This window comes from Halobacterium hubeiense, assembly GCF_001488575.1.
GTDB lineage: Archaea > Halobacteriota > Halobacteria > Halobacteriales > Halobacteriaceae > Halobacterium > Halobacterium hubeiense.
Window position 1 is genome coordinate 2,438,807 of sequence record NZ_LN831302.1, and the last position, 16,826, is coordinate 2,455,632.

Genomic DNA, 16,826 nt, shown 5'->3' on the forward strand with positions numbered 1-16,826 from the left:
CCGTAAGGCTATCGCTCGCCCCGAAATCACCGAGTTCGGGGCTCACGAGTCAGCCCCGGAACTGTTTTACTCGTCGGTCGGCCACAATACTGGTAATGAGCGACCTCGAGTCGGAGTACCGCCTCGACTACTTCGAGGAGGAGGACTTCCAGCGACGGGAGTGCACGGAGTGTGGGGCGCACTTCTGGACGCGCGACCCGGACCGCGAAACGTGCGGCGAACCCCCCTGCGAGGACTACCAGTTCATCGACGACCCCGGGTTCGACGACGAGTACACCTTAGAGGAGATGCGCGAGCGGTTCCTCTCGTTCTTCGAGGCCCACGACCACGAGCGCATCGACCCGTACCCGGTCGCGGCGAACCGGTGGCGTGATGACGTGCTGTTGACGCAGGCCTCCATCTACGACTTCCAGCCGCTGGTGACCTCCGGCCAGACGCCGCCGCCCGCCAACCCTCTCACGGTGAGCCAGCCCTGCATCCGGATGCAGGACATCGACAACGTCGGGAAGACGGGCCGGCACACGATGGCGTTCGAGATGATGGCCCACCACGCGTTCAACACGCGCGAGGACGCCGACGAGGAGTACGCCTACGAGGGCGAAGTGTACTGGAAGAACGAGACGGTCCAGTACTGCGACGAGTTCTTCGTGGACATGGGCGTGGACCCACAGGACGTCACGTACATCGAGGACCCGTGGGTCGGCGGCGGCAACGCCGGGCCCGCCTTCGAGGTCATCTACAAGGGCGCGGAGCTGGCGACGCTGGTCTTCATGTCGATGGAGCAGGACCCCGACGGGGACTACGAGATGAAGGACGGCAACCGTTACAGTCCGATGGACACGTACGTCGTGGACACCGGCTACGGGCTGGAGCGCTGGACGTGGGTGAGCCAGGGAACCCCGACCGTCTACGAGGCCATCTACCCGGAGACCATCGAGTTCCTGAAAGCGCAGGCGGGCATCGAGCACACCGAGGAGGAGGAGCAGCTCGTCCACCGCGCGGCGAAGCTCGCGGGCCACCTCGACATCGACGAGGCCGAGGATATCGAGGCGGCGCGGGACAACATCGCCGACCAGCTCGGCGTCGAGACCCAGCGCCTGCTGGACCTCCTGCGCCCGCTGGAGGACATCTACGCCATCGCGGACCACTCCCGGACGCTGGCGTACATGTTCGGTGACGGCATCGTGCCGTCGAACGTCGGCACCGGCTACCTCGCGCGCATGGTCCTCCGGCGCACGAAGCGCCTCGTGGACAACGTCGGCGCGGACGTGCCGCTGGACGAGCTCGTGGACATGCAGGCCGAGCGCCTCGACTACGAGAACCGCGACACCATCCGCTCCATCGTCCGCTCGGAGGTCGAGAAGTACGCCGAGACGCTGGAGCGCGGCGGCCGGAAGGTCCGCCAGCTCGCCGAGGAGTACGCCGAGCGCGGCGAACCTATCCCGACCAGCGAGCTCATCGAGCTGTACGACTCCCACGGCATCCAGCCGGACATGGTCGAGGACATCGCCGGCGAGGTCGGCGCGACCGTGGACGCGCCCGACGACTTCTACTCGCTGGTCGCCGAGCGCCACGACTCCGCGGAGGCGCTGGAAACCGACGACAGCGAGGACGAGCGCCTCGACGACCTCCCGGAGACGGAGCCGCTGTACTACGACGACCCCTACCGCTCGGAGTTCGAGGCGGTCGTGCTCGACGTCTTCGAGCGCGAGGAAGACGGCGAGGAGGTGTACGACGTGGTGCTCGACCAGACAATGTTCTACCCGGAGGGCGGCGGCCAGCCCGCCGACCACGGGACGCTCTCGACGGACGACCAGTCCGTCGAAGTGGTGGACGTCCAGAAGCGCGGCGACGTGGTGCTGCACCGCACCACCGACGACCCCGGGAAGGGCGAGTTCGTGCGCGGGCAGATAGACATGGAGCGCCGCGAGCGCCTGATGGCCCACCACACGGCGACCCACGTGGTCGTCCACGCCGCCCGCCGGGTGCTCGGCGATCACGTCCGGCAGGCCGGCGCGCAGAAGGGTACCGACAGCTCCCGTATCGACATCCGGCACTACGAGCGCATCGACCGCGAGACGGCGAAACGCATCGAGCGCGTCGCCAACGAAGTCGTCCGCGAGAACACGAGCGTCCAGCGCGAGTGGCCCCACCGCCACGAGGCCGAGGAGAAGTACGGGTTCGACCTCTACCAGGGCGGGATTCCCGCCGGGGAGAACATCCGCCTGATTCACGTCGGCGAGGACGTGCAGGCCTGCGGCGGGACGCACGTCAACCGCACGGGCGAAATCGGCGCCATCAAGCTGCTGAACACCGAGCGCGTGCAGGACGGCGTCGAGCGGCTGACGTTCGCCGCGGGCGAGGCCGCCGTCGAGCACGTCCAGGATCTCGAAGACGACCTGCTGGCGACCGCGGAGACGTTCGACGTGGCGCCCTCGGAGGTGCCGGAGACCGCCGAGCGGTTCTTCACGGAGTGGAAGGAGCGCGGGAAGACCATCGAGGACCTCAAAGAGCAGGTCGCCGAGGCCCGCGCCTCCGGCGGCGGCGACGGCGAAGAAGTGGAAGTCGGTGACGTCACGGCGGTCGTGCAGCGCCTCGACGGCGACATGGACGAGCTACAGGCGACCGCGAACGCGCTCGTGGACGAGGGCAAGATAGCGGTCGTCGGCTCCGGGGCCGACGGCGCGCAGTTCGTCGTCGCGGTGCCGGACGGCGCGCCGGTGAACGCCGGCGAAGTCGTCGGCGAGCTCGCGAGCATGGTCGGCGGCGGCGGCGGCGGTCCGCCGGACTTCGCGCAGGGCGGCGGCCCCGACGCCGAGAAGCTCGACGAGGCGCTGGAGGCCGCGCCCGAGGTTCTGCGGGAAGTCGCGAGCGCGTAGCGAACGTCTTCGGCGGACGGCTCTTTCTGGCGGCGGTGGTAGGCCCAGAGGATGCAGGCACAGACGACACTCGAAGACGGCGACGTGGCATCGTCGGTCGGCGAACTAATCGGCGAGACGCCGCTGCTGCAACTGGACGCGTTCGCACAGAACCTCCTCGGGAAGGTCGAGTCCGCGAACCCGTACTCGGTGAAAGACCGCATCGCCCGCGAGATGCTCGACGACGCCGAGGCCGCCGGCGACCTCGAACCCGGCGGGACCGTGGTGGCCTCGACCAGCGGGAACACGGGCATCGGGCTGGCGTCGGTCGCGGCCGCGCGGGACTACGACTGCGTGTTGACGATGCCGGCGTCGATGTCCGAGGAGCGGCGCGCGCTCCTGTCCGCGCTCGGCGCGGACCTCGAACTCACGCCCGCCGACGAGGGGATGGGCGGCGCGAACGAGCGCGCCGCGGAACTCGCTGACGAGCACGAGAACGCGATACTCGCGCGGCAGTTCGAGAACCCCGCGAACGCCCGCGCGCACCGCCGGACGACCGGCGCGGAAATCTACGAGAAGACCGACGGCGCGGTCGATGCAGTGGTCGCGGGCGTCGGCACCGGCGGCACCATCACGGGCGTCGGCCGCTACCTCACCGAGGACGCGGACGCGGACGTGACGATGGTCGGCGTCGAACCGGCGGCGTCGCCGACGCTCTCCGAGCGCAGCAGCGCCAGCCACGACATTCAGGGCATCGGGCCGGGCTTCCTCCCGGACGTGCTGGACACGGACGTCGTGGACGAAGTACGGGGCGTCGGGAACGAGGAAGCGAAGGAAGCGGCCAGGCGCGTCGCCCGCGAGGAAGGCCTGCTCGTGGGCATCTCCGCGGGCGCGGCGGTCGCGGCGGCCGCCGAGTACGCCCGCGAGCACCCCGAGGAGGTGACCGTCGCCGTGCTCCCGGACGGCGGCGAGCGCTACCTCTCGACGGACCTCTACGAGGCCTGACTACTGTTCGGTGGTGTCGCCGACGTCGTCGAGGCCGAGCACGCGCTCGGCGGCCGCGGCGACCTCGGGGACGTGTTCGTCGGGCGCGTAGACGCCGAAGCGCCACTGGACGCGCTGGGACTCCTGCAGGCCCTGCACGAGCGGGGACTGCTGGTCGAGCGGGCGGAGTTCGTCGCCGACGACGACGCGCGCGGAGGACTCGGGCATCGACGGGTGGCCGGGGTTGTCCACGAAGACCTCGCCGTCGGGGACGCCGGCGGTGTCGGCAATCTCGCGCTCGAACGCGCGGACGGTCTCGTAGTCGGCGTCCACGACGTCGCCGGGGACGGCACCGCGTTCGGCCCAGACGGCGCGCTTGTAGAGATCGCGTTCGGTGATGCGGCGAGCGGCGTCGGCGGTGGCGTCGTGCTCGCGGAGCGCGCCCAGGAGTTCGGCGTCGGTCATGCGCGCGAACGCCTCGGCGTCGATGGCGGCCGCGTCGAGGAGGCGCTCGCCCGCGCGGTCCAGCATCGTCCCGGCGATGCGGGAGACGTGGTGGCGGTAGACGGTCGCGTTCATCAGCGCGCGCCCGACAAGCAGCGATTCCGCGGTGGCGACGTTGCCCTCGGCGAGCACGAGGTCGTCGCCGCGGAACGTGAGCGCGCGCAGCAGCCGGCCGTAGTCGATGGTGCCGTAGGGGACGCCGGTGTGGTGGGCGTCCCGCACGAGGTAGTCCATCCGGTCCACGTCTAGCTCCCCGGCGACCAACTGGCCGAGTTTGCCGTCGCCGCGGACGGTGGCGGCGACTCGCTCGGGGTCGAGGCCGTGGTCGCGGAGTACAGCCCCAATATCGCCGTCCACGAGGAGGTGGGCGACGTCGTCGTGGTGACGGCCGAGGTGGCGCTGGATGATGCCCTCGGTCTGGTGGCCGTAGGGGCCGTGGCCGACGTCGTGGAGGAGCGCGGCGGCGCGCACGGTGTCGGCGCGCGCGCCGGTGACGTCGAGGTGGGCGAGCGCGCGGTCCGCGAGGTGGTAGACGCCAAGCGAGTGCTCGAAGCGCGTGTGGTTCGCGGAGGGGTAGACGAGCCGAATCGTCGAGAGCTGCTTGATGTGGCGCAGGCGCTGGACGGCGGGCGTGTCCAGCAGGGCTTCGGCGACGCCGTCGACCTCCACCCAGTCGTGAACGCTGTCCTTGATGGCGCGCATCCTACCTTCGAGGAGGGGGCGAGCCCACCAAAGGTGGTTCGGAGACGCCCCGAACGTTTGCGCCGTTCCGTAGAGTTATGTTCTAGCGCGTTAGTTGTTACCACGCAGCGAATAGCACAGTCCAAGCGTCGACGGGAGAGGCGGAGACGGCCTGTCATCCCCGTCTCCGACGTCGCGACAGGACGTGTGAGCGCCGAAACGCCTTTTGACCGCGGACGACTTCCAACGACCATGAGTCGGCCACGCGTCGCGTTACTGAACGCGGCCCACGACCCCACGAACACGACGCGGAACTTCCGCCGCGAGCTCGACGCGGAGCTCGTGGAGTTCCACGCCGCCGACGGCGACCTCCCCGACAGCCACGACTACGACGGTGTGGTGGTCACGGGGTCGCGGTCGTCGGTGTACTGGGACGAGGACTGGATTGACCCGCTCGTGGCGCACGTCGCGGACTGCCACGACGCGGGCGTCCCCGTCCTCGGGGTCTGTTTCGGCCACCAGGTCGTCGCGGCGGCGCTGGGCGGGCGCGTCGACGACATGGGCGAGTACGAAATCGGCTACCGGAGCGTCGAGCGCGTCGCCGACGACCCGCTGTTCGACGGCATCGACGAGACGTTCACCGCGTTCACCACGCACTCGGACGCGGTCGTGGAACTGCCGCCGGGCGCGCAGCTGCTCGCGGAGAACGACTACGGCGTCCACGCGTTCCGGCTCGGCGAGTCGGTGGGCGTGCAGTTCCACCCCGAGTACGACACCGAGACCGCCGCGGACGTCACCGCGCGGAAGGACGACCTCGCCGACGAGCGCAAACAGGACGTGTTAGACGGCATCACGCCGGAGAACTACGCCGCGGCCTGCGAGGCGAAGCGGCTGTTCGAGAACTTCACGCAGTCGCTGGTCCAGCCGAAGGCCGCGGACTGACTACTGGCGGGCGGGCGGCTCGTCGCGGACGATTTTCCCGAGGAGGTCGCGGTTGTCCGCGCCCCAGCGGTAGAGGTGCTCGCGGAGTTCCACGTAGCCCGGCACCTCGCGGAGCGCGCCGAAGACCGGCGCGAGCACCGGGAAGTCGTGGGCGAGCGTGTGCTCGATGGCAGCGCCCGCAGAGTAGACGGCGTCGTCGGTGAGCAGGTGCGCGGAGCGCTCGTAGTCGGCGGGGAGGCGCGCGAGCTGGTCGGGGGAGAGCTCGGAGAACCCCACGATTTCGACGTCGCCGTGACGCTCGGCGAAGTGCGCACACCACGTGCAGAACCCGCAGTCGTCGTCGAAGACGAGCCGGGGCGGATGCTCGGTCATGCCCGCGACTACGAACCGGGGGACAAGAAAGCCGTCGGCCGCGTCAGTCGAAGCGCCCGGTGACCGCGCCGCAGGCCTCGCAGACGGCGTGAATCTCGCTGTGGTCGTCCGCGAGCTCGATTTCCTGGGTGGTCGTCTCGCCGCAGTCCTCGCACTCGCGGAGAATCTCGGTGTCGCCGGCGTCCTGGGGCGCGCCGACTGCGAGCGCGCGCACGCGCTCGTCGCCGCGGTTGACGCCGCGCTGGAACTCGCCCGGCCCGAAGCGCACGAGCTCGCCCGCGCTCACTTCGACTTCCTCGGTGCTGGCGGGCTCCTCGTCGGGGTCGGCGGCCTGCTGGACGTCCAGCGTCTCGAAGGTGACCGTCCCGTCGAGCACGTGGAATATCTCCTCCTGGTTCTGGTGGCTGTGGAGGCCGTAGGAGAAGCTGTCGCCGGCGTCCAGTTCGTAGTAGTTGAGCGCGGCGTCGGCGACGCCGAGCGCGTCCGTCAGCGGGACGTTGTGGTCGGCGGGCCCCATCCGGGAGTCGAGGTCGTCGAGGCGGACTTTCCGCATGGACGGTGGGACGCCGCGAGTTCGGATAAGCCTGACTCGACGCCGCGAACGTGATACCCGCGGGGTTGATACTGCCGGGCGCCCGACTCGTGGGTATGGCAATCGACCCGCAGTTCACGGAGAACCGCGAGCAGGTGGACACGCACAAGGGCCACGACGTCTGGGGCCCCGTCGAGGAACCCGAGAAGCTCGGGATTCACGGCACGCACGTCGCCGTCGACTTCGACATCTGTCTGGCGGACGGCGCGTGCCTCGAAGACTGCCCCGTGGACGTCTTCGAGTGGGTGGAGACGCCCGGCCACCCGGAGTCCGAGAAGAAGGCCGACCCCGCCAACGAGACCCAGTGCATCGACTGCATGCTCTGCGTGGACGTCTGTCCGGTGGACGCGATAGACGTGGACGCGAGCCGATAAGGAGGACTCGTTGGGCGGGCGGGACCGCTGCGGGGACGCTACGACCGTTCGATTTCGAGCTGCTCTCGGAGCTGCTGGAGGGCCTCGTTGTCGGAAAGCTCGTCGAGCCGCTCCTGGAAGTGCTCCTCGCAGACGCCGACCTTCAGGCCGCCCTTCTCGACGGTGAGGTCCGCGTCCCGGTCGCAGTAGTGACACTGCATACGCCTCGCTTGGGCCCACAGCTACCTGAACCTCACGGCACCGGCACGCGCCCGTCAGCGCTCAGAGTCGCGCGCGGACGTCGGCGTAGGCGGCCTCGTCGAGGCCCTCGACGCCGAGTTCGCGGCCGTGGGCGTCGGTCCCGCCGGTCGCGAGGAGGTCGTGCTCGTCGATGGCGGCCTCGACGAGCGCGCGGCCGTCGTCGGCGGGGTCGTCGCCGACTGGTCGGTCGTAGGGGTAGTGGAGTTCGACGGCGTCGAGCGCGTCACAGCGCGCGAGCGCGGCCTCCGGGTCGGGGTAGCGAAGGGGGTGTGCGAGGCCGACGACGCCGCAGGCGTCGGTGAGTAGTTCGACGCCCGTCTCGAAGTCGGGGACGTCGCGGGCGACGAAGCAGGGGCCGTCGTTGCCGATGAGGTCCGCGAACACCGCGTCGGGCACCTCGTAGTCGGTGTCGGGGTGGGCGACGACGCTGCGGGCGACGTGCGGGCGGCCCAGTCCCTCGCGGGGTTCGACGTCGAGCGTGACGCCGAGTTCGCTTTCGACGTTCTCGATGATGGCGCGGCCGCGGGCGACGCGGTCGCGCTGGATGCGCTCGGTCTTGGCGACGAGGTCGTCGGTGGGGGTGACGCCGTAGCCGAGGAGGTCGAGGCGCTGGTCGCCGGCCTCGACGCGGAGTTCGATGCCGGCGACGACCTCGACGCCGCCGCGCTCCTCGACGGGCGCGCGGAAGCCGGGGTGGATGCGGTCGTGGTCGGTGACCGCGACGGCGCTGACGCCGGCTTCGCGGGCGGCCGCGGGCACCTCGTCGAGCGTGAGCGTGCCGTCGGAGTGCTGGGTGTGGACGTGGAGGTCCGCGTAGACCATACGTAGAGGGTGGGACGCCGCCACCTAAACGAACTGGTGTGACTCGTCGTGGGATACAATGGCCCTTAGACAAATTAAATTCTTCACTATCGTTCATGGGTAACGTACTTGTGTATCGTGAAAGTTCGTGATGTTGATGACGCTCCGAGAGACCGCCGACGTCCTCGCGTCGCAGAGCTACCCGCTGACCGCCGACGAGCTGGCCGACCGAATCGGGGACCACGAGCTCTCCCACCCCGACGGCTCCGAGAGCCTCGAATCCGTCATCGAGCGCACCGGCGAGTCGCGCTTCGAGGACGCACAGGACGCGACGTTCGCGGTGTACAGCGCGCTCGACGCCGGGGCGGTCGGCCGCGTCGGGTACAGCGACCGCGACCCCACGCCGATGGGGACGGACGGCCCCGGGCAAGTGTCGTTCTGACCGCGCGATACCTGAACGTCCGTTACATTCTTAATCACAAACTTCCAAGGGTGGGTGTAGTTACCATGTCAATGGGTGCCTATGACGAGGCCGAGCACGAGCGCCGCGAAGCGAAGACCAACAACGTCGAGGTCGCCGACGACGACACCCGCACGACCTACGAGGGCTCCGTGGAGTTCGAGGACGGGGACTCCGCGGAGGACCTCATCGACCAGTTCCAGCAGCTGCAGTCGAACTAGCCGTCCTGTTTTATCGCGAGCAGCGACCCCGTAGCGACGAGCACGACCGCGGCGACGTGGCCGGCGACGGCGACCGCCAGCGGCGGGTGCGTCCACACGAACGGCAACAGCACCGACTGGAGCGCGCCGAACGCCAGTGTCCGCCGGTCGACCGCGCGCACGACGGCGGCGGTGTCGGCGTCGAACTCGTAGGAGAGCGAGCGCCACAGCGCGACGACCGCCGCCCACCAGCCCGTGCCGATGCGGTAGCAGACGTCCCACAGCACGAGCAGCGCGAACGCCGCCGGCAGCACGGGCGGCCGCTCGCCGAGCAGCGCCGCGAACAGCGTCGCACCGTCCCGCGGGTCGTAGACGAACAGGTACGTGAGCAGGGCGACGTACGCGACGACGCCCAGCACCACCTCGATGCTGGACGCGAACAGCAGCCGCCGGTAGCGCACCGGCACGCCCGCGTTGCGGGCTTGGCGGCCGATGGAGAGCATGAACGCGCTCCCCGCGGCAGCGACGGCGACGGCCGCAGTGCCCGGAACGACGGTGCCGGGGAGGTCGTACGCGAACGCGAGCGCGAGCAACACCGCCTCGAAGCCCGCGAACTGGACGAGGACAGCAGTGCGGTCGGAGACCTCGACGCCGGGAATCGCGCCGACGATGCTCTCGTACACCCACGCCTCGCCGTAGACCGCCTGCGTCCGGTCGCCGTCACCCATCGACGGCCTCCCCGTACTCGCGGAGCGCGCGCTTGGCGGCGTCCTCGAACGGCGTCAGTTCGACGGGGAGCACGTCCCTGATGCCGTGGTCGGTGACGACGACGGGGTTTTTCAGGCCGTGAATCAGGGGGTGGGCGACGGACTTCGGCACGTCGGTCACGAGGTCCACCCAGTACGTCGAGAGCCGCGGCGAGAGCACGGGAATCGGGAGGACGAGCAGGCGCTTGCCCGCGAGTTCGGCGGTGCGTTCGAGCATCGTCTCGTAGGACAGCACCTGCGGCCCGCCGACCTCGTAGGTCTCGCCGGCGGTCTCGGGGTGGTCGAGGACGCCGACAAGGTAGGCGACGACGTCCCGGACGGCGATGGGCTGGCAGGGCGTGCGCACCCACTGCGGAGTCACCATCACGGGGAGCTTGTCGACGAGCTGATAGACCATCTCGAAGCCCGCGCTGCCGGCGCCGACGATGACGGCGGCGCGCAGGGTCGTAAGGTCGAAGGCGGCGTCCGCGAGCACGGCCTCGACCTCGCGGCGGGAGGCGAGGTGCGGGGAGAGGTCGTCGCCGGTCTCCCCGAGGCCGCCGAGGTAGACCACCCGGGAGACGCCGGCAGCGTCCGCGCCCGCCGCGAAGTTCCGGGCGGCGCGGCGGTCGCGCTCGGCGAAGTCACCGCCCGACCCCATCGAGTGCACGAGGTAGTAGGCGGCGTCGACGCCGTCGAAGACGCCGGCCAGCGAGGCTTCGTCGAGCAGGTCGCCAGTGACCACCTCGACGCCCTCGGGCGCGTCGTAGCGCTGAGGGTCGCGGACGAGCGCCCGGACGTCGTGGCCGGCGGCGACGAGTTCGGGAACGAGGTGCCCGCCGACGAAGCCGGTAGCACCCGTGACGAGCACGCGCATACCGGACCGTGGGCCCGCGGCCGCTTAACTGTCGAGGGCGTCCCAGCCGGGGGTCGAAGGTGCGCCCCGCGCTTCCTCGACGGGGTCGCCGAGTTCCGGGTCGGGGTCGTCGCGGGCCGCGCGCTCGCGCCACTCGCGGGCGGCGGCACCCACCCACGACTCGGCGTTCACGGCGGTCTCGTAGGCCCGCTCGCGCTTGTTCGGCTCGACGGCGGTGGTGCCGGGCGCACTCGCGGCGGCGACGGCGACGAAGCGCGCGCGGTCCGCCGGAGTGAGGTCGCCGGCGACCAACCTATCGAAAAAGCCGGCTTCGAGGTCCGCGGGGTCGGGGTACGCGAACACCTTCTCGCCGACCGCCTGCGGGCCGAACAGTAGCGAGGACTGCTCCTCGGGGGGTTCGTCGTCGAGCAGGCGGTCGCCGCCGACGTGGCGCTCGACGCGCTCGCACTCCGCGTCCACGTCGAGCGCGAGGTTGTGGCCGGGGTACTCCGCGCACTCCTCGGGGTAGGCGTCGGTGTCGTGGATGCGACACTGCAGGGTCTCGGGGTCGAGGAACGCGCACGCGGGGAGCCACGACGCGTCGGCGTCGAAGGGCGCGACCGGCTTCGGGAGCTTCCGGACGCCGACGAAGAACGCGGGCTTCCCGGCGATGGCGGCGACCTCGCGGCCGTCGATTTCGACGCTCGGGCCGTCCCGGGCTGCCCAGAGCCGGGGCGTGAGCGCGTCCGCGAGGCCCGCGTCGAGGAACGCGCGTACGTCCTCGCGGGTGAGCGGCACGAGGTTGTATGTGTCGTCCAGCGGGCGCTGGGGGCCGCGGCGCTCGTGGTCGGGGACGTCCGCGAGCGGGCGCCAGTCCACGCAGCAGCCGGCGCAGTTCTCGCAGTCGACCTCCATACTGGAAGGTCGAGCGCGCGAGCCGAAAGGGTTTGCCCGCGGAGCGCGAACTGAAGGTATGAGCGAGCGCTGTGAGGGCTGCGGGGACAGCGTCCGGGTCGCCGGCGGCATCGGCGACATCTGGACGATGGACCCCACGGGGACCGGCGGGATGACGCTGGAGTTCACCGACGTTCAGGAGTCGCAGAGCGACTCCTGCAGCCCATCAGAAGCGCGAAGCGATTCTGAGGACGACCCCGAGTTCTTCCTCTGTTTCGACTGCATCGACGCGCTCCCGGACGAGCCGAGCGCGGGCGACGTGGCGGCGCTGGATTAGTCGAGGTCGGAGACGGTCGCGTCGAGGTCGATTTCGGGGTCGAACAGCGCCTCGACCGAGACCTCGAAGAACGCCGCGAGCTTGAACACGAGTTCGACGGAGGGGTCGTAGCGGTCGCCCTCGACGGCGTTGATGGTCTGACGGGTCACTCCGACGCGCTCGGCGAGCTCGCGCTGGCTGATGTCGTGGCGCTCGCGGTGCTCGCGTAGCGAGTTCTCCACTGCGGTCACCTCCGCCGCCGGACGGCGAACAGCAGCCCCGCGTACGTGAGGTACAGCGCCGCGACGCCGAACGCGATAGCGCGGGCGCCCGGCCCCCACTCGAAGTGGCCGAGCCCCCACGCGAGGGTGAGCGCGGGGAACACGACGGCGGACGCCCAGCCGAAGACGGTCAGCGTGAGCTGGGCGGCTTCCTCGGCGATGGCTTCGTCGCGCTCGTCGAAGACGGTCGTGTCCGCGCGGAACTGGACGGCGACGACGCCGACCATGGCGACGGCGTAGACGCCGACGCCGACGAGCGGCTGATTCAGCACGGTGAACGCGGCGAGCGCGAGGCCGGCGACGGCGGCCAGGACGCCGACGGTCCGGCGGACGTTCCGCGGGTCGGCAAAGGCGTTCACGGGCGACTCACCCCGGGGAGCGCGGCGGTTCCTGCGGGCGGTGCGGGCGTGGCGTGGGTTCCGAACATCTGGGTCACCTCGAACGCCCCGTAAAGAGTGTTTTACGGTAAAACGTCTTTGACACTGTAAAATAAGTTTTACGGCGGTGCGGGTGTGGGGCGCTCGCGGGTCGGCGTCGAGCGGTGGCGTTAACCCCCCGGCGCGCCTGCCATCGAGCAGTGAATCCCGAGCGCATCGTCGGGGAGTTCCCCGCCCCCGAGTTCCGCGGCGCCCAACAGCAGGCGCTGCAGGACGTTCGCGAGGCGTTCGAGGCGGGCAACGACGTGGTGCTGGTGCGCGCGCCCACCGGCAGCGGGAAGAGCCTCATCGCGCGCGCCATCATGGGCTGCGCGCGCCACGTCGAGGACGCCGACCCCGTGGACGCGACGGGCGCGTACTACACGACGCCGCAGGTCTCCCAACTGGACGACGTCGCCGAGGACGACCTGCTCGACGACCTGAAACTCATCCGCGGGAAGTCCAACTACACCTGCATCCTCCCCGGGGAGGAGGACACGCCCGTGGACCGCGCGCCCTGCGCCCGCGAGCGCGGCTACGACTGCGCGGTCAAGCACCGCTGCCCGTACTTCTCGGACCGCGCCATCGCCTCCTCCCGGGAGTTCGCCGCGATGACGCTGGCGTACTTCATGCGGACCGCCGGCTCGGAGGTGTTCCGCAAGCGCGACGTCTGCGTCGTCGACGAGGCCCACGGCCTCGCGGAGTGGGCGGAGATGTACGCCACCATCGACCTGAACGAGCACACCGTCCCCGTCTGGGAGGACGTCCGCGTGCCGGACGTGGACGGCGACCCGGACGGCGCCGTGAACTTCGCGGAGCACCTCGTGCGGACCTGCGAGAGCGCGAAAGACGAACTGCTCGGGCAGGACGAACTCACGCCCGAGGAAGCCGGGAAGCGCGACCGCTTGCAGGAACTCATCTCGGAGCTGAACTGGTTCGTGGAGGACTACAACGACCCCGAGTCGGCGACCACGTGGGTGGTAGATGCGGACGACCAGTCGGTGACGGTGAAGCCGATGGACCCCGAGCGCTACCTCAAGCACACCGTCTGGGACCGCGCGAACAAGCACGCGCTCCTGTCGGCGACCATCCTCAACAAGGAGGCGTTCTGCCGGAGCGTCGGCCTCGACCCCTCGAACGTCGCGCTCGTGGACGTCGAACACACGTTCCCCCTCGAAAACCGCCCGCTGTACGACGTGACGCAGGGGAAGATGACCTACGAGGAGCGCGAGACGACGCTCCCGAAGGTGGCGGAGACTATCGTGCGCGTGATGGCCCACCACCCCGACGAGAAGGGCATCGTCCACGCCCACAGCTACGACATCGCGGAGAAGCTCGCGGGCCAACTGGAGGATTTCGGGGTCGGCGACCGCGTGCGAACCCACGACTCGGACACCCGGGACGCCGAACTGGAGCGCTGGAAGGACAGCGACGATCCCGAGGTGTTCGTCGCGGTGAAGATGGAGGAAGCCCTCGACCTGAAGTACGACCTCGGGCGCTGGCAGGTGCTGTGCAAGGCGCCGTTCCTGAACACGAACGACTCGCGGGTGGCCGCGCGCCTCGCGGACGGCCAGTGGGCGTGGTACTACCGGACCGCGCTCCGCACCGTGATTCAGGGCTGCGGGCGCGTCGTCCGCGCGCCCGACGACCACGGCGCCACCTACGTCGCGGACGCCAGCATTCTGGACCTCTTCGACCGCGCGCGCACCGACATGCCGCCGTGGTTCCGCGACCAGGTGGACGCGATGACGACTCCCGACCTCCCCGAGCCTGACCCCGCGGCCGCGCTCGCCGGAATCACGGGCGAAATCGACCAAGTGGAGCCGACGTACGCCAGCGAGTCGAGTAGTGCGTCGAGTGCGTCGTCGAGCGCGAGGACGAGCGGGCGGAGCAATACGAGCGACGACCGGGACGGCGGCCGCAGTTCCGGCTCCGGGAGCCCGCTCGCTGACGTCTGGGACGCCGAGTAGCTAGAAGAAGGAGAGCCCGTAGACGAGCGACGACCCGAGCATCAGAGCCACGAGAAAGACGGCGAGTATTTGGTCCCGCGTCATACCCGAGCCGTGGGGTTCGCCGGCCAAAGCCGTACTGGTTAGTCGACGCGCGCGTCCAACACGACGTGTTCGACGCCCGCGCTGTGGGACTTCACGCGGCGCCGCGCCCCGATTTCGACCGTTCGCCCGGCACGCTCGCAGCCCGCGCGCAGCCGCGACTCGGGGCGCTCCCAGAGTTCGGCCTCGGGGACGGCGCTGTGGACGTGCAGGACGCCGCCGGAGACGAGGTTGTCGAGCGCGGCGTCCAGATAGCCCGGGCCGCCCTCGCTCGTCCCCGCCTCCGCTACGGGGCCGCCGCCGAGCGCGTCGTAGTAGCCCATCACGACGCGGTCGGCCTCGCTGTCGACCTCGCGACAGTCGCCGAGCACGCAGTCCAGATTCCCGCTGACGCCGTTGAGCTGGGCGTTCTCCGCGAGGTAGCGGAACGACTCGGGGTTCTTCTCGACGGCGGTGACGCGGGCACCGGCGCGCGCCATCGGGAGCGCGAAGTAGCCGACCCCCGCGAACATGTCGAGGACGCGCTCGTCCTCGGCGACAACCTCGCCCATGCGGGCGCGCTCGGCCTTGTTCCCAGGCGCGAACATCACCCGGGAGAGGTCCAGCGCGTACTGCGTGCCGTGCTCGGTGTGGACGGTCTCGGTGTCGCCTTCGCCGGCGACCACGGAGACGTCGGGTTCGCGGTGCTCGCCGTCGATGCCGCCGCGCGCGAGCACGGTGTCGGCCTCGCTGTGGAGGTCCAATAGGGCGTCCCCCACTTCCGCGCGACGCGGGCAGTCGGTGAAGTCCGCGAGAATCACGGTGCCGACGACCGCCCACGACGACGGCGCGCGGTCGCGCTCCGCGTCGCTCCAGCCGCGCTCGCGGAGCAGGTCGTCGAGGCCGGGCGCGCGCAGTTCGGGGTCGTCCTGCTCGACGAGCCGGTCGAAGTCGGTCTCGCGGGGACGGTCAGAGACCGGGAGTTCGACGCGGTCGGCGTCGTGCTCCCGAATCTTGCGGGCGTCGTCGTAGACGCCCTCGGCCTCCAGGTCGGCGATGCGGGCTTCCGAGTCGGGTTTCGGGACGACGACGGCGAGGTCCATCAGGCCTCGGGGAGGACGTGGAGGCCCGCGCGGGACTTCAACGCGGGGACGGTGCTGGCGTCGGCGTCCACGTAGTCCGGGCGCGGGACGGTCTTGGACTCGTAGGTCTCGGGGTCGAGAATCTGGACGGCGTTGTCGTCCTCGACGGTGACGACGGTGGCGTCCGTGGCGTCCTCGACCGTCCCGAGTTTGCGCGCGTCGGGCGCGTCGCCCTCCTCGTAGCTGGCTTCGTAGGGTTCGCCCGTGGTGACGCGGACGCCCTTGAGATTCCCGTGGACCGAGCGCACGAGCACCGGGCCGCCGTCGTCGTCGGCGAGGTCGATGACGTCCCCGGGCTTGAACTCGGGGAGGCGGACGGCGTAGGTCACGCGGTACACCTCGTTGCCGTCCTCGTCCTCGGTGACGAGCTTCTCGTGGTCCTCGAAGCTCCCGCCGAACTCCTCGATGAGCTTGCGCGCGAGCTTCAGCCCGATCTTGTTCGTCGAGAGTTTGAGGTCGATGCCGGACTCGGCCTCCGAGACGTCCGTGACGAAGGCGTTGCGGTCGCCCGTCTCCTCCATGTCGGCGACGATTTGGTGGGCGAGTTCGGTGGCGCGCTCGGTCTCCTCGCTGGTGGGGTCCCGGCCCACCGCCCGCACCTGCACGATGGACGCGAAGGAGTCGCCCGCGATGCGGCCGCAGCGCTTGCACGTCTGCCGGCTGACCTTCACGGGGACGACGACCTCCTCCGTCTGGACCTCGCCGCGCACGACGCCCGAGAACAGGCAGTGCATCCGGATGGTGTTCTGATCGACCTGCTCGGGGCGGACCTCCCAGTCGACGTCCTCGGCCTCGACGTGGACCGCCAGCGCCTCGCTGACCTCCTCGATGGCGACGTCGGTGTAGTCGTCGGCGTCGACGTCCACCCAGCGGTTCCCGCGGTGGACGGCGCCGCAGCGCGCACACACCATCACTTCGATGCGCTCGGGCGCGTCCACGAACTCGAAGTCCTCGAAGTAGCAGGCGTCACACAGCGACCGCTCGCGGCGAGTGACACCCTCCCCGTCGTCGGCGTCGATGGCGTCGCCGCAGCGGGGGCAGAAGGTGCCTGCGTCAGTCATGCGCCGGGGTAGGCCGCGCTGCCTGTTAAGTTGCCCGTCGCGCACTCACCGGACGACCGGCGGTCGAGCCCGGGCG

20 protein-coding genes are annotated in these 16,826 nt (G+C 70.2%); 8 read left to right on the forward strand and 12 right to left on the reverse strand.

The genetic code is table 11. The features are described 5' to 3' along the window. Positions 1 to 95 precede the first annotated feature (95 nt). A complete protein-coding gene (alaS, locus tag HHUB_RS12830; protein WP_059057992.1) occupies positions 96 to 2,879 on the forward strand; it encodes an alanine--tRNA ligase in 2,784 nt (927 codons plus the stop codon). A gap of 51 nt (positions 2,880 to 2,930) precedes the next feature. Further along, a complete protein-coding gene (gene cysK, locus HHUB_RS12835) occupies positions 2,931 to 3,863 on the forward strand; it encodes a cysteine synthase A (RefSeq protein ID WP_059057994.1) in 933 nt (310 codons plus the stop codon). Here cysK and HHUB_RS12840 read toward each other — a convergent pair whose 3' ends face one another. Further along, positions 3,864 to 5,048: an HD domain-containing protein gene (locus HHUB_RS12840; protein ID WP_059057996.1), complete on the reverse strand. Its 1,185-nt coding sequence runs from the start codon at positions 5,046 to 5,048 to the stop codon at positions 3,864 to 3,866. 231 nt (positions 5,049 to 5,279) lie between these two features. On the opposite strand from HHUB_RS12840, the gene HHUB_RS12845 reads away from it, so the two are divergent. Continuing rightward, positions 5,280 to 5,969, forward strand: a complete 690-nt coding sequence (locus HHUB_RS12845; RefSeq protein ID WP_059057998.1) for a type 1 glutamine amidotransferase — start codon at positions 5,280 to 5,282, stop codon at positions 5,967 to 5,969. On the opposite strand, the gene HHUB_RS12850 is transcribed toward HHUB_RS12845, so the two are convergent. Continuing rightward, complete coding sequence (locus tag HHUB_RS12850; protein ID WP_059058000.1) at positions 5,970 to 6,341, reverse strand: thiol-disulfide oxidoreductase DCC family protein; 372 nt, start codon at positions 6,339 to 6,341, stop codon at positions 5,970 to 5,972. A 43-nt stretch (positions 6,342 to 6,384) separates the two neighbouring features. Continuing rightward, positions 6,385 to 6,894, reverse strand: coding sequence for a cupin domain-containing protein (locus HHUB_RS12855; RefSeq protein WP_059058002.1), 510 nt, complete (start codon positions 6,892 to 6,894; stop codon positions 6,385 to 6,387). 95 nt (positions 6,895 to 6,989) lie between these two features. Between HHUB_RS12855 and HHUB_RS12860 the strand changes: the two genes are divergently transcribed. Continuing rightward, a complete protein-coding gene (locus tag HHUB_RS12860; RefSeq protein ID WP_059058003.1) occupies positions 6,990 to 7,307 on the forward strand; it encodes a 4Fe-4S dicluster domain-containing protein in 318 nt (105 codons plus the stop codon). A 38-nt stretch (positions 7,308 to 7,345) separates the two neighbouring features. Here the strand turns inward: HHUB_RS12860 and HHUB_RS17135 are convergent, their stop codons facing one another. Further along, positions 7,346 to 7,507 carry a DUF6757 family protein gene (locus tag HHUB_RS17135; RefSeq protein ID WP_169793418.1) on the reverse strand — a complete coding sequence of 54 codons (162 nt, stop codon included), beginning with the start codon at positions 7,505 to 7,507 and terminating at the stop codon, positions 7,346 to 7,348. A 61-nt stretch (positions 7,508 to 7,568) separates the two neighbouring features. Continuing rightward, positions 7,569 to 8,369: a PHP domain-containing protein gene (locus HHUB_RS12865; RefSeq protein ID WP_059058005.1), complete on the reverse strand. Its 801-nt coding sequence runs from the start codon at positions 8,367 to 8,369 to the stop codon at positions 7,569 to 7,571. Between the two features lie 136 nt (positions 8,370 to 8,505). On the opposite strand from HHUB_RS12865, the gene HHUB_RS12870 reads away from it, so the two are divergent. Together HHUB_RS12870 and HHUB_RS17140 are read left to right on the forward strand one after the other, a co-directional pair. Continuing rightward, complete coding sequence (locus HHUB_RS12870) at positions 8,506 to 8,790, forward strand: DUF5789 family protein (protein WP_059058007.1); 285 nt, start codon at positions 8,506 to 8,508, stop codon at positions 8,788 to 8,790. A gap of 65 nt (positions 8,791 to 8,855) precedes the next feature. Then, on the forward strand, positions 8,856 to 9,029 hold the full coding sequence (locus HHUB_RS17140) for a DUF5786 family protein (RefSeq protein WP_169793419.1): 174 nt from the start codon (positions 8,856 to 8,858) through the stop codon (positions 9,027 to 9,029). On the opposite strand, the gene HHUB_RS12875 is transcribed toward HHUB_RS17140, so the two are convergent. Genes HHUB_RS12875 through HHUB_RS12885 form a run of 3 tightly spaced genes read right to left on the reverse strand, consistent with a single transcriptional unit; the run spans position 9,026 to position 11,525 of the window. After that, entirely contained in the window at positions 9,026 to 9,736 is a 711-nt protein-coding gene (locus HHUB_RS12875; RefSeq protein ID WP_059058009.1) for a DUF7530 family protein, read from the reverse strand. The genes HHUB_RS17140 and HHUB_RS12875 overlap by 4 nt on opposite strands. Next, positions 9,729 to 10,631 (reverse strand): NAD(P)H-binding protein, encoded by a 903-nt coding sequence (locus tag HHUB_RS12880; protein ID WP_059058011.1) that lies wholly within the window; start codon positions 10,629 to 10,631, stop codon positions 9,729 to 9,731. Before HHUB_RS12880 ends, HHUB_RS12875 begins: the two co-directional genes overlap by 8 nt. Positions 10,632 to 10,655: 24 nt before the next feature. Then, on the reverse strand, positions 10,656 to 11,525 hold the full coding sequence (locus HHUB_RS12885; protein WP_059058013.1) for a YkgJ family cysteine cluster protein: 870 nt from the start codon (positions 11,523 to 11,525) through the stop codon (positions 10,656 to 10,658). Positions 11,526 to 11,583: 58 nt separating this feature from the next. Between HHUB_RS12885 and HHUB_RS12890 the strand changes: the two genes are divergently transcribed. Next, entirely contained in the window at positions 11,584 to 11,841 is a 258-nt protein-coding gene (locus tag HHUB_RS12890) for a DUF7561 family protein (RefSeq protein WP_059058015.1), read from the forward strand. Here HHUB_RS12890 and HHUB_RS12895 read toward each other — a convergent pair. Further along, positions 11,838 to 12,062, reverse strand: coding sequence for a helix-turn-helix transcriptional regulator (locus tag HHUB_RS12895; protein WP_059058017.1), 225 nt, complete (start codon positions 12,060 to 12,062; stop codon positions 11,838 to 11,840). The two genes, HHUB_RS12890 and HHUB_RS12895, sit on opposite strands and share 4 nt — an antisense overlap. Before the next feature lie 5 nt (positions 12,063 to 12,067). Next, positions 12,068 to 12,460, reverse strand: a complete 393-nt coding sequence (locus HHUB_RS17145; protein ID WP_059058018.1) for a DUF2178 domain-containing protein — start codon at positions 12,458 to 12,460, stop codon at positions 12,068 to 12,070. Between the two features lie 218 nt (positions 12,461 to 12,678). On the opposite strand from HHUB_RS17145, the gene HHUB_RS12905 reads away from it, so the two are divergent. Continuing rightward, complete coding sequence (locus HHUB_RS12905; RefSeq protein ID WP_059058021.1) at positions 12,679 to 14,487, forward strand: helicase C-terminal domain-containing protein; 1,809 nt, start codon at positions 12,679 to 12,681, stop codon at positions 14,485 to 14,487. Positions 14,488 to 14,609: 122 nt separating this feature from the next. On the opposite strand, the gene HHUB_RS12910 is transcribed toward HHUB_RS12905, so the two are convergent. Together HHUB_RS12910 and HHUB_RS12915 are read right to left on the reverse strand one after the other, a co-directional pair. After that, on the reverse strand, positions 14,610 to 15,650 hold the full coding sequence (locus HHUB_RS12910) for a class I SAM-dependent methyltransferase (protein WP_082687245.1): 1,041 nt from the start codon (positions 15,648 to 15,650) through the stop codon (positions 14,610 to 14,612). Beyond that, the gene (locus HHUB_RS12915; RefSeq protein WP_059058022.1) at positions 15,650 to 16,750 is read right to left on the reverse strand and encodes a 60S ribosomal export protein NMD3; all 1,101 of its coding nucleotides are present in this window, start codon (positions 16,748 to 16,750) and stop codon (positions 15,650 to 15,652) included. Before HHUB_RS12915 ends, HHUB_RS12910 begins: the two co-directional genes overlap by 1 nt. Between the last annotated feature and the right edge of the window lie 76 nt (positions 16,751 to 16,826).

Bases quoted from the DNA above. Each gene is read 5' to 3' on its own strand.
- alaS (WP_059057992.1), top strand. From the start codon at position 96: ATGAGCGACCTCGAGTCGGAGTACCGCCTCGACTACTTCGAGGAGGAG.
- cysK (WP_059057994.1), top strand. From the start codon at position 2,931: ATGCAGGCACAGACGACACTCGAAGACGGCGACGTGGCATCGTCGGTC.
- HHUB_RS12840 (WP_059057996.1), bottom strand. From the start codon at position 5,048: ATGCGCGCCATCAAGGACAGCGTTCACGACTGGGTGGAGGTCGACGGC.
- HHUB_RS12845 (WP_059057998.1), top strand. From the start codon at position 5,280: ATGAGTCGGCCACGCGTCGCGTTACTGAACGCGGCCCACGACCCCACG.
- HHUB_RS12850 (WP_059058000.1), bottom strand. From the start codon at position 6,341: ATGACCGAGCATCCGCCCCGGCTCGTCTTCGACGACGACTGCGGGTTC.
- HHUB_RS12855 (WP_059058002.1), bottom strand. From the start codon at position 6,894: ATGCGGAAAGTCCGCCTCGACGACCTCGACTCCCGGATGGGGCCCGCC.
- HHUB_RS12860 (WP_059058003.1), top strand. From the start codon at position 6,990: ATGGCAATCGACCCGCAGTTCACGGAGAACCGCGAGCAGGTGGACACG.
- HHUB_RS17135 (WP_169793418.1), bottom strand. From the start codon at position 7,507: ATGCAGTGTCACTACTGCGACCGGGACGCGGACCTCACCGTCGAGAAG.
- HHUB_RS12865 (WP_059058005.1), bottom strand. From the start codon at position 8,369: ATGGTCTACGCGGACCTCCACGTCCACACCCAGCACTCCGACGGCACG.
- HHUB_RS12870 (WP_059058007.1), top strand. From the start codon at position 8,506: ATGACGCTCCGAGAGACCGCCGACGTCCTCGCGTCGCAGAGCTACCCG.
- HHUB_RS17140 (WP_169793419.1), top strand. From the start codon at position 8,856: ATGTCAATGGGTGCCTATGACGAGGCCGAGCACGAGCGCCGCGAAGCG.
- HHUB_RS12875 (WP_059058009.1), bottom strand. From the start codon at position 9,736: ATGGGTGACGGCGACCGGACGCAGGCGGTCTACGGCGAGGCGTGGGTG.
- HHUB_RS12880 (WP_059058011.1), bottom strand. From the start codon at position 10,631: ATGCGCGTGCTCGTCACGGGTGCTACCGGCTTCGTCGGCGGGCACCTC.
- HHUB_RS12885 (WP_059058013.1), bottom strand. From the start codon at position 11,525: ATGGAGGTCGACTGCGAGAACTGCGCCGGCTGCTGCGTGGACTGGCGC.
- HHUB_RS12890 (WP_059058015.1), top strand. From the start codon at position 11,584: ATGAGCGAGCGCTGTGAGGGCTGCGGGGACAGCGTCCGGGTCGCCGGC.
- HHUB_RS12910 (WP_082687245.1), bottom strand. From the start codon at position 15,650: ATGGACCTCGCCGTCGTCGTCCCGAAACCCGACTCGGAAGCCCGCATC.
- HHUB_RS12915 (WP_059058022.1), bottom strand. From the start codon at position 16,750: ATGACTGACGCAGGCACCTTCTGCCCCCGCTGCGGCGACGCCATCGAC.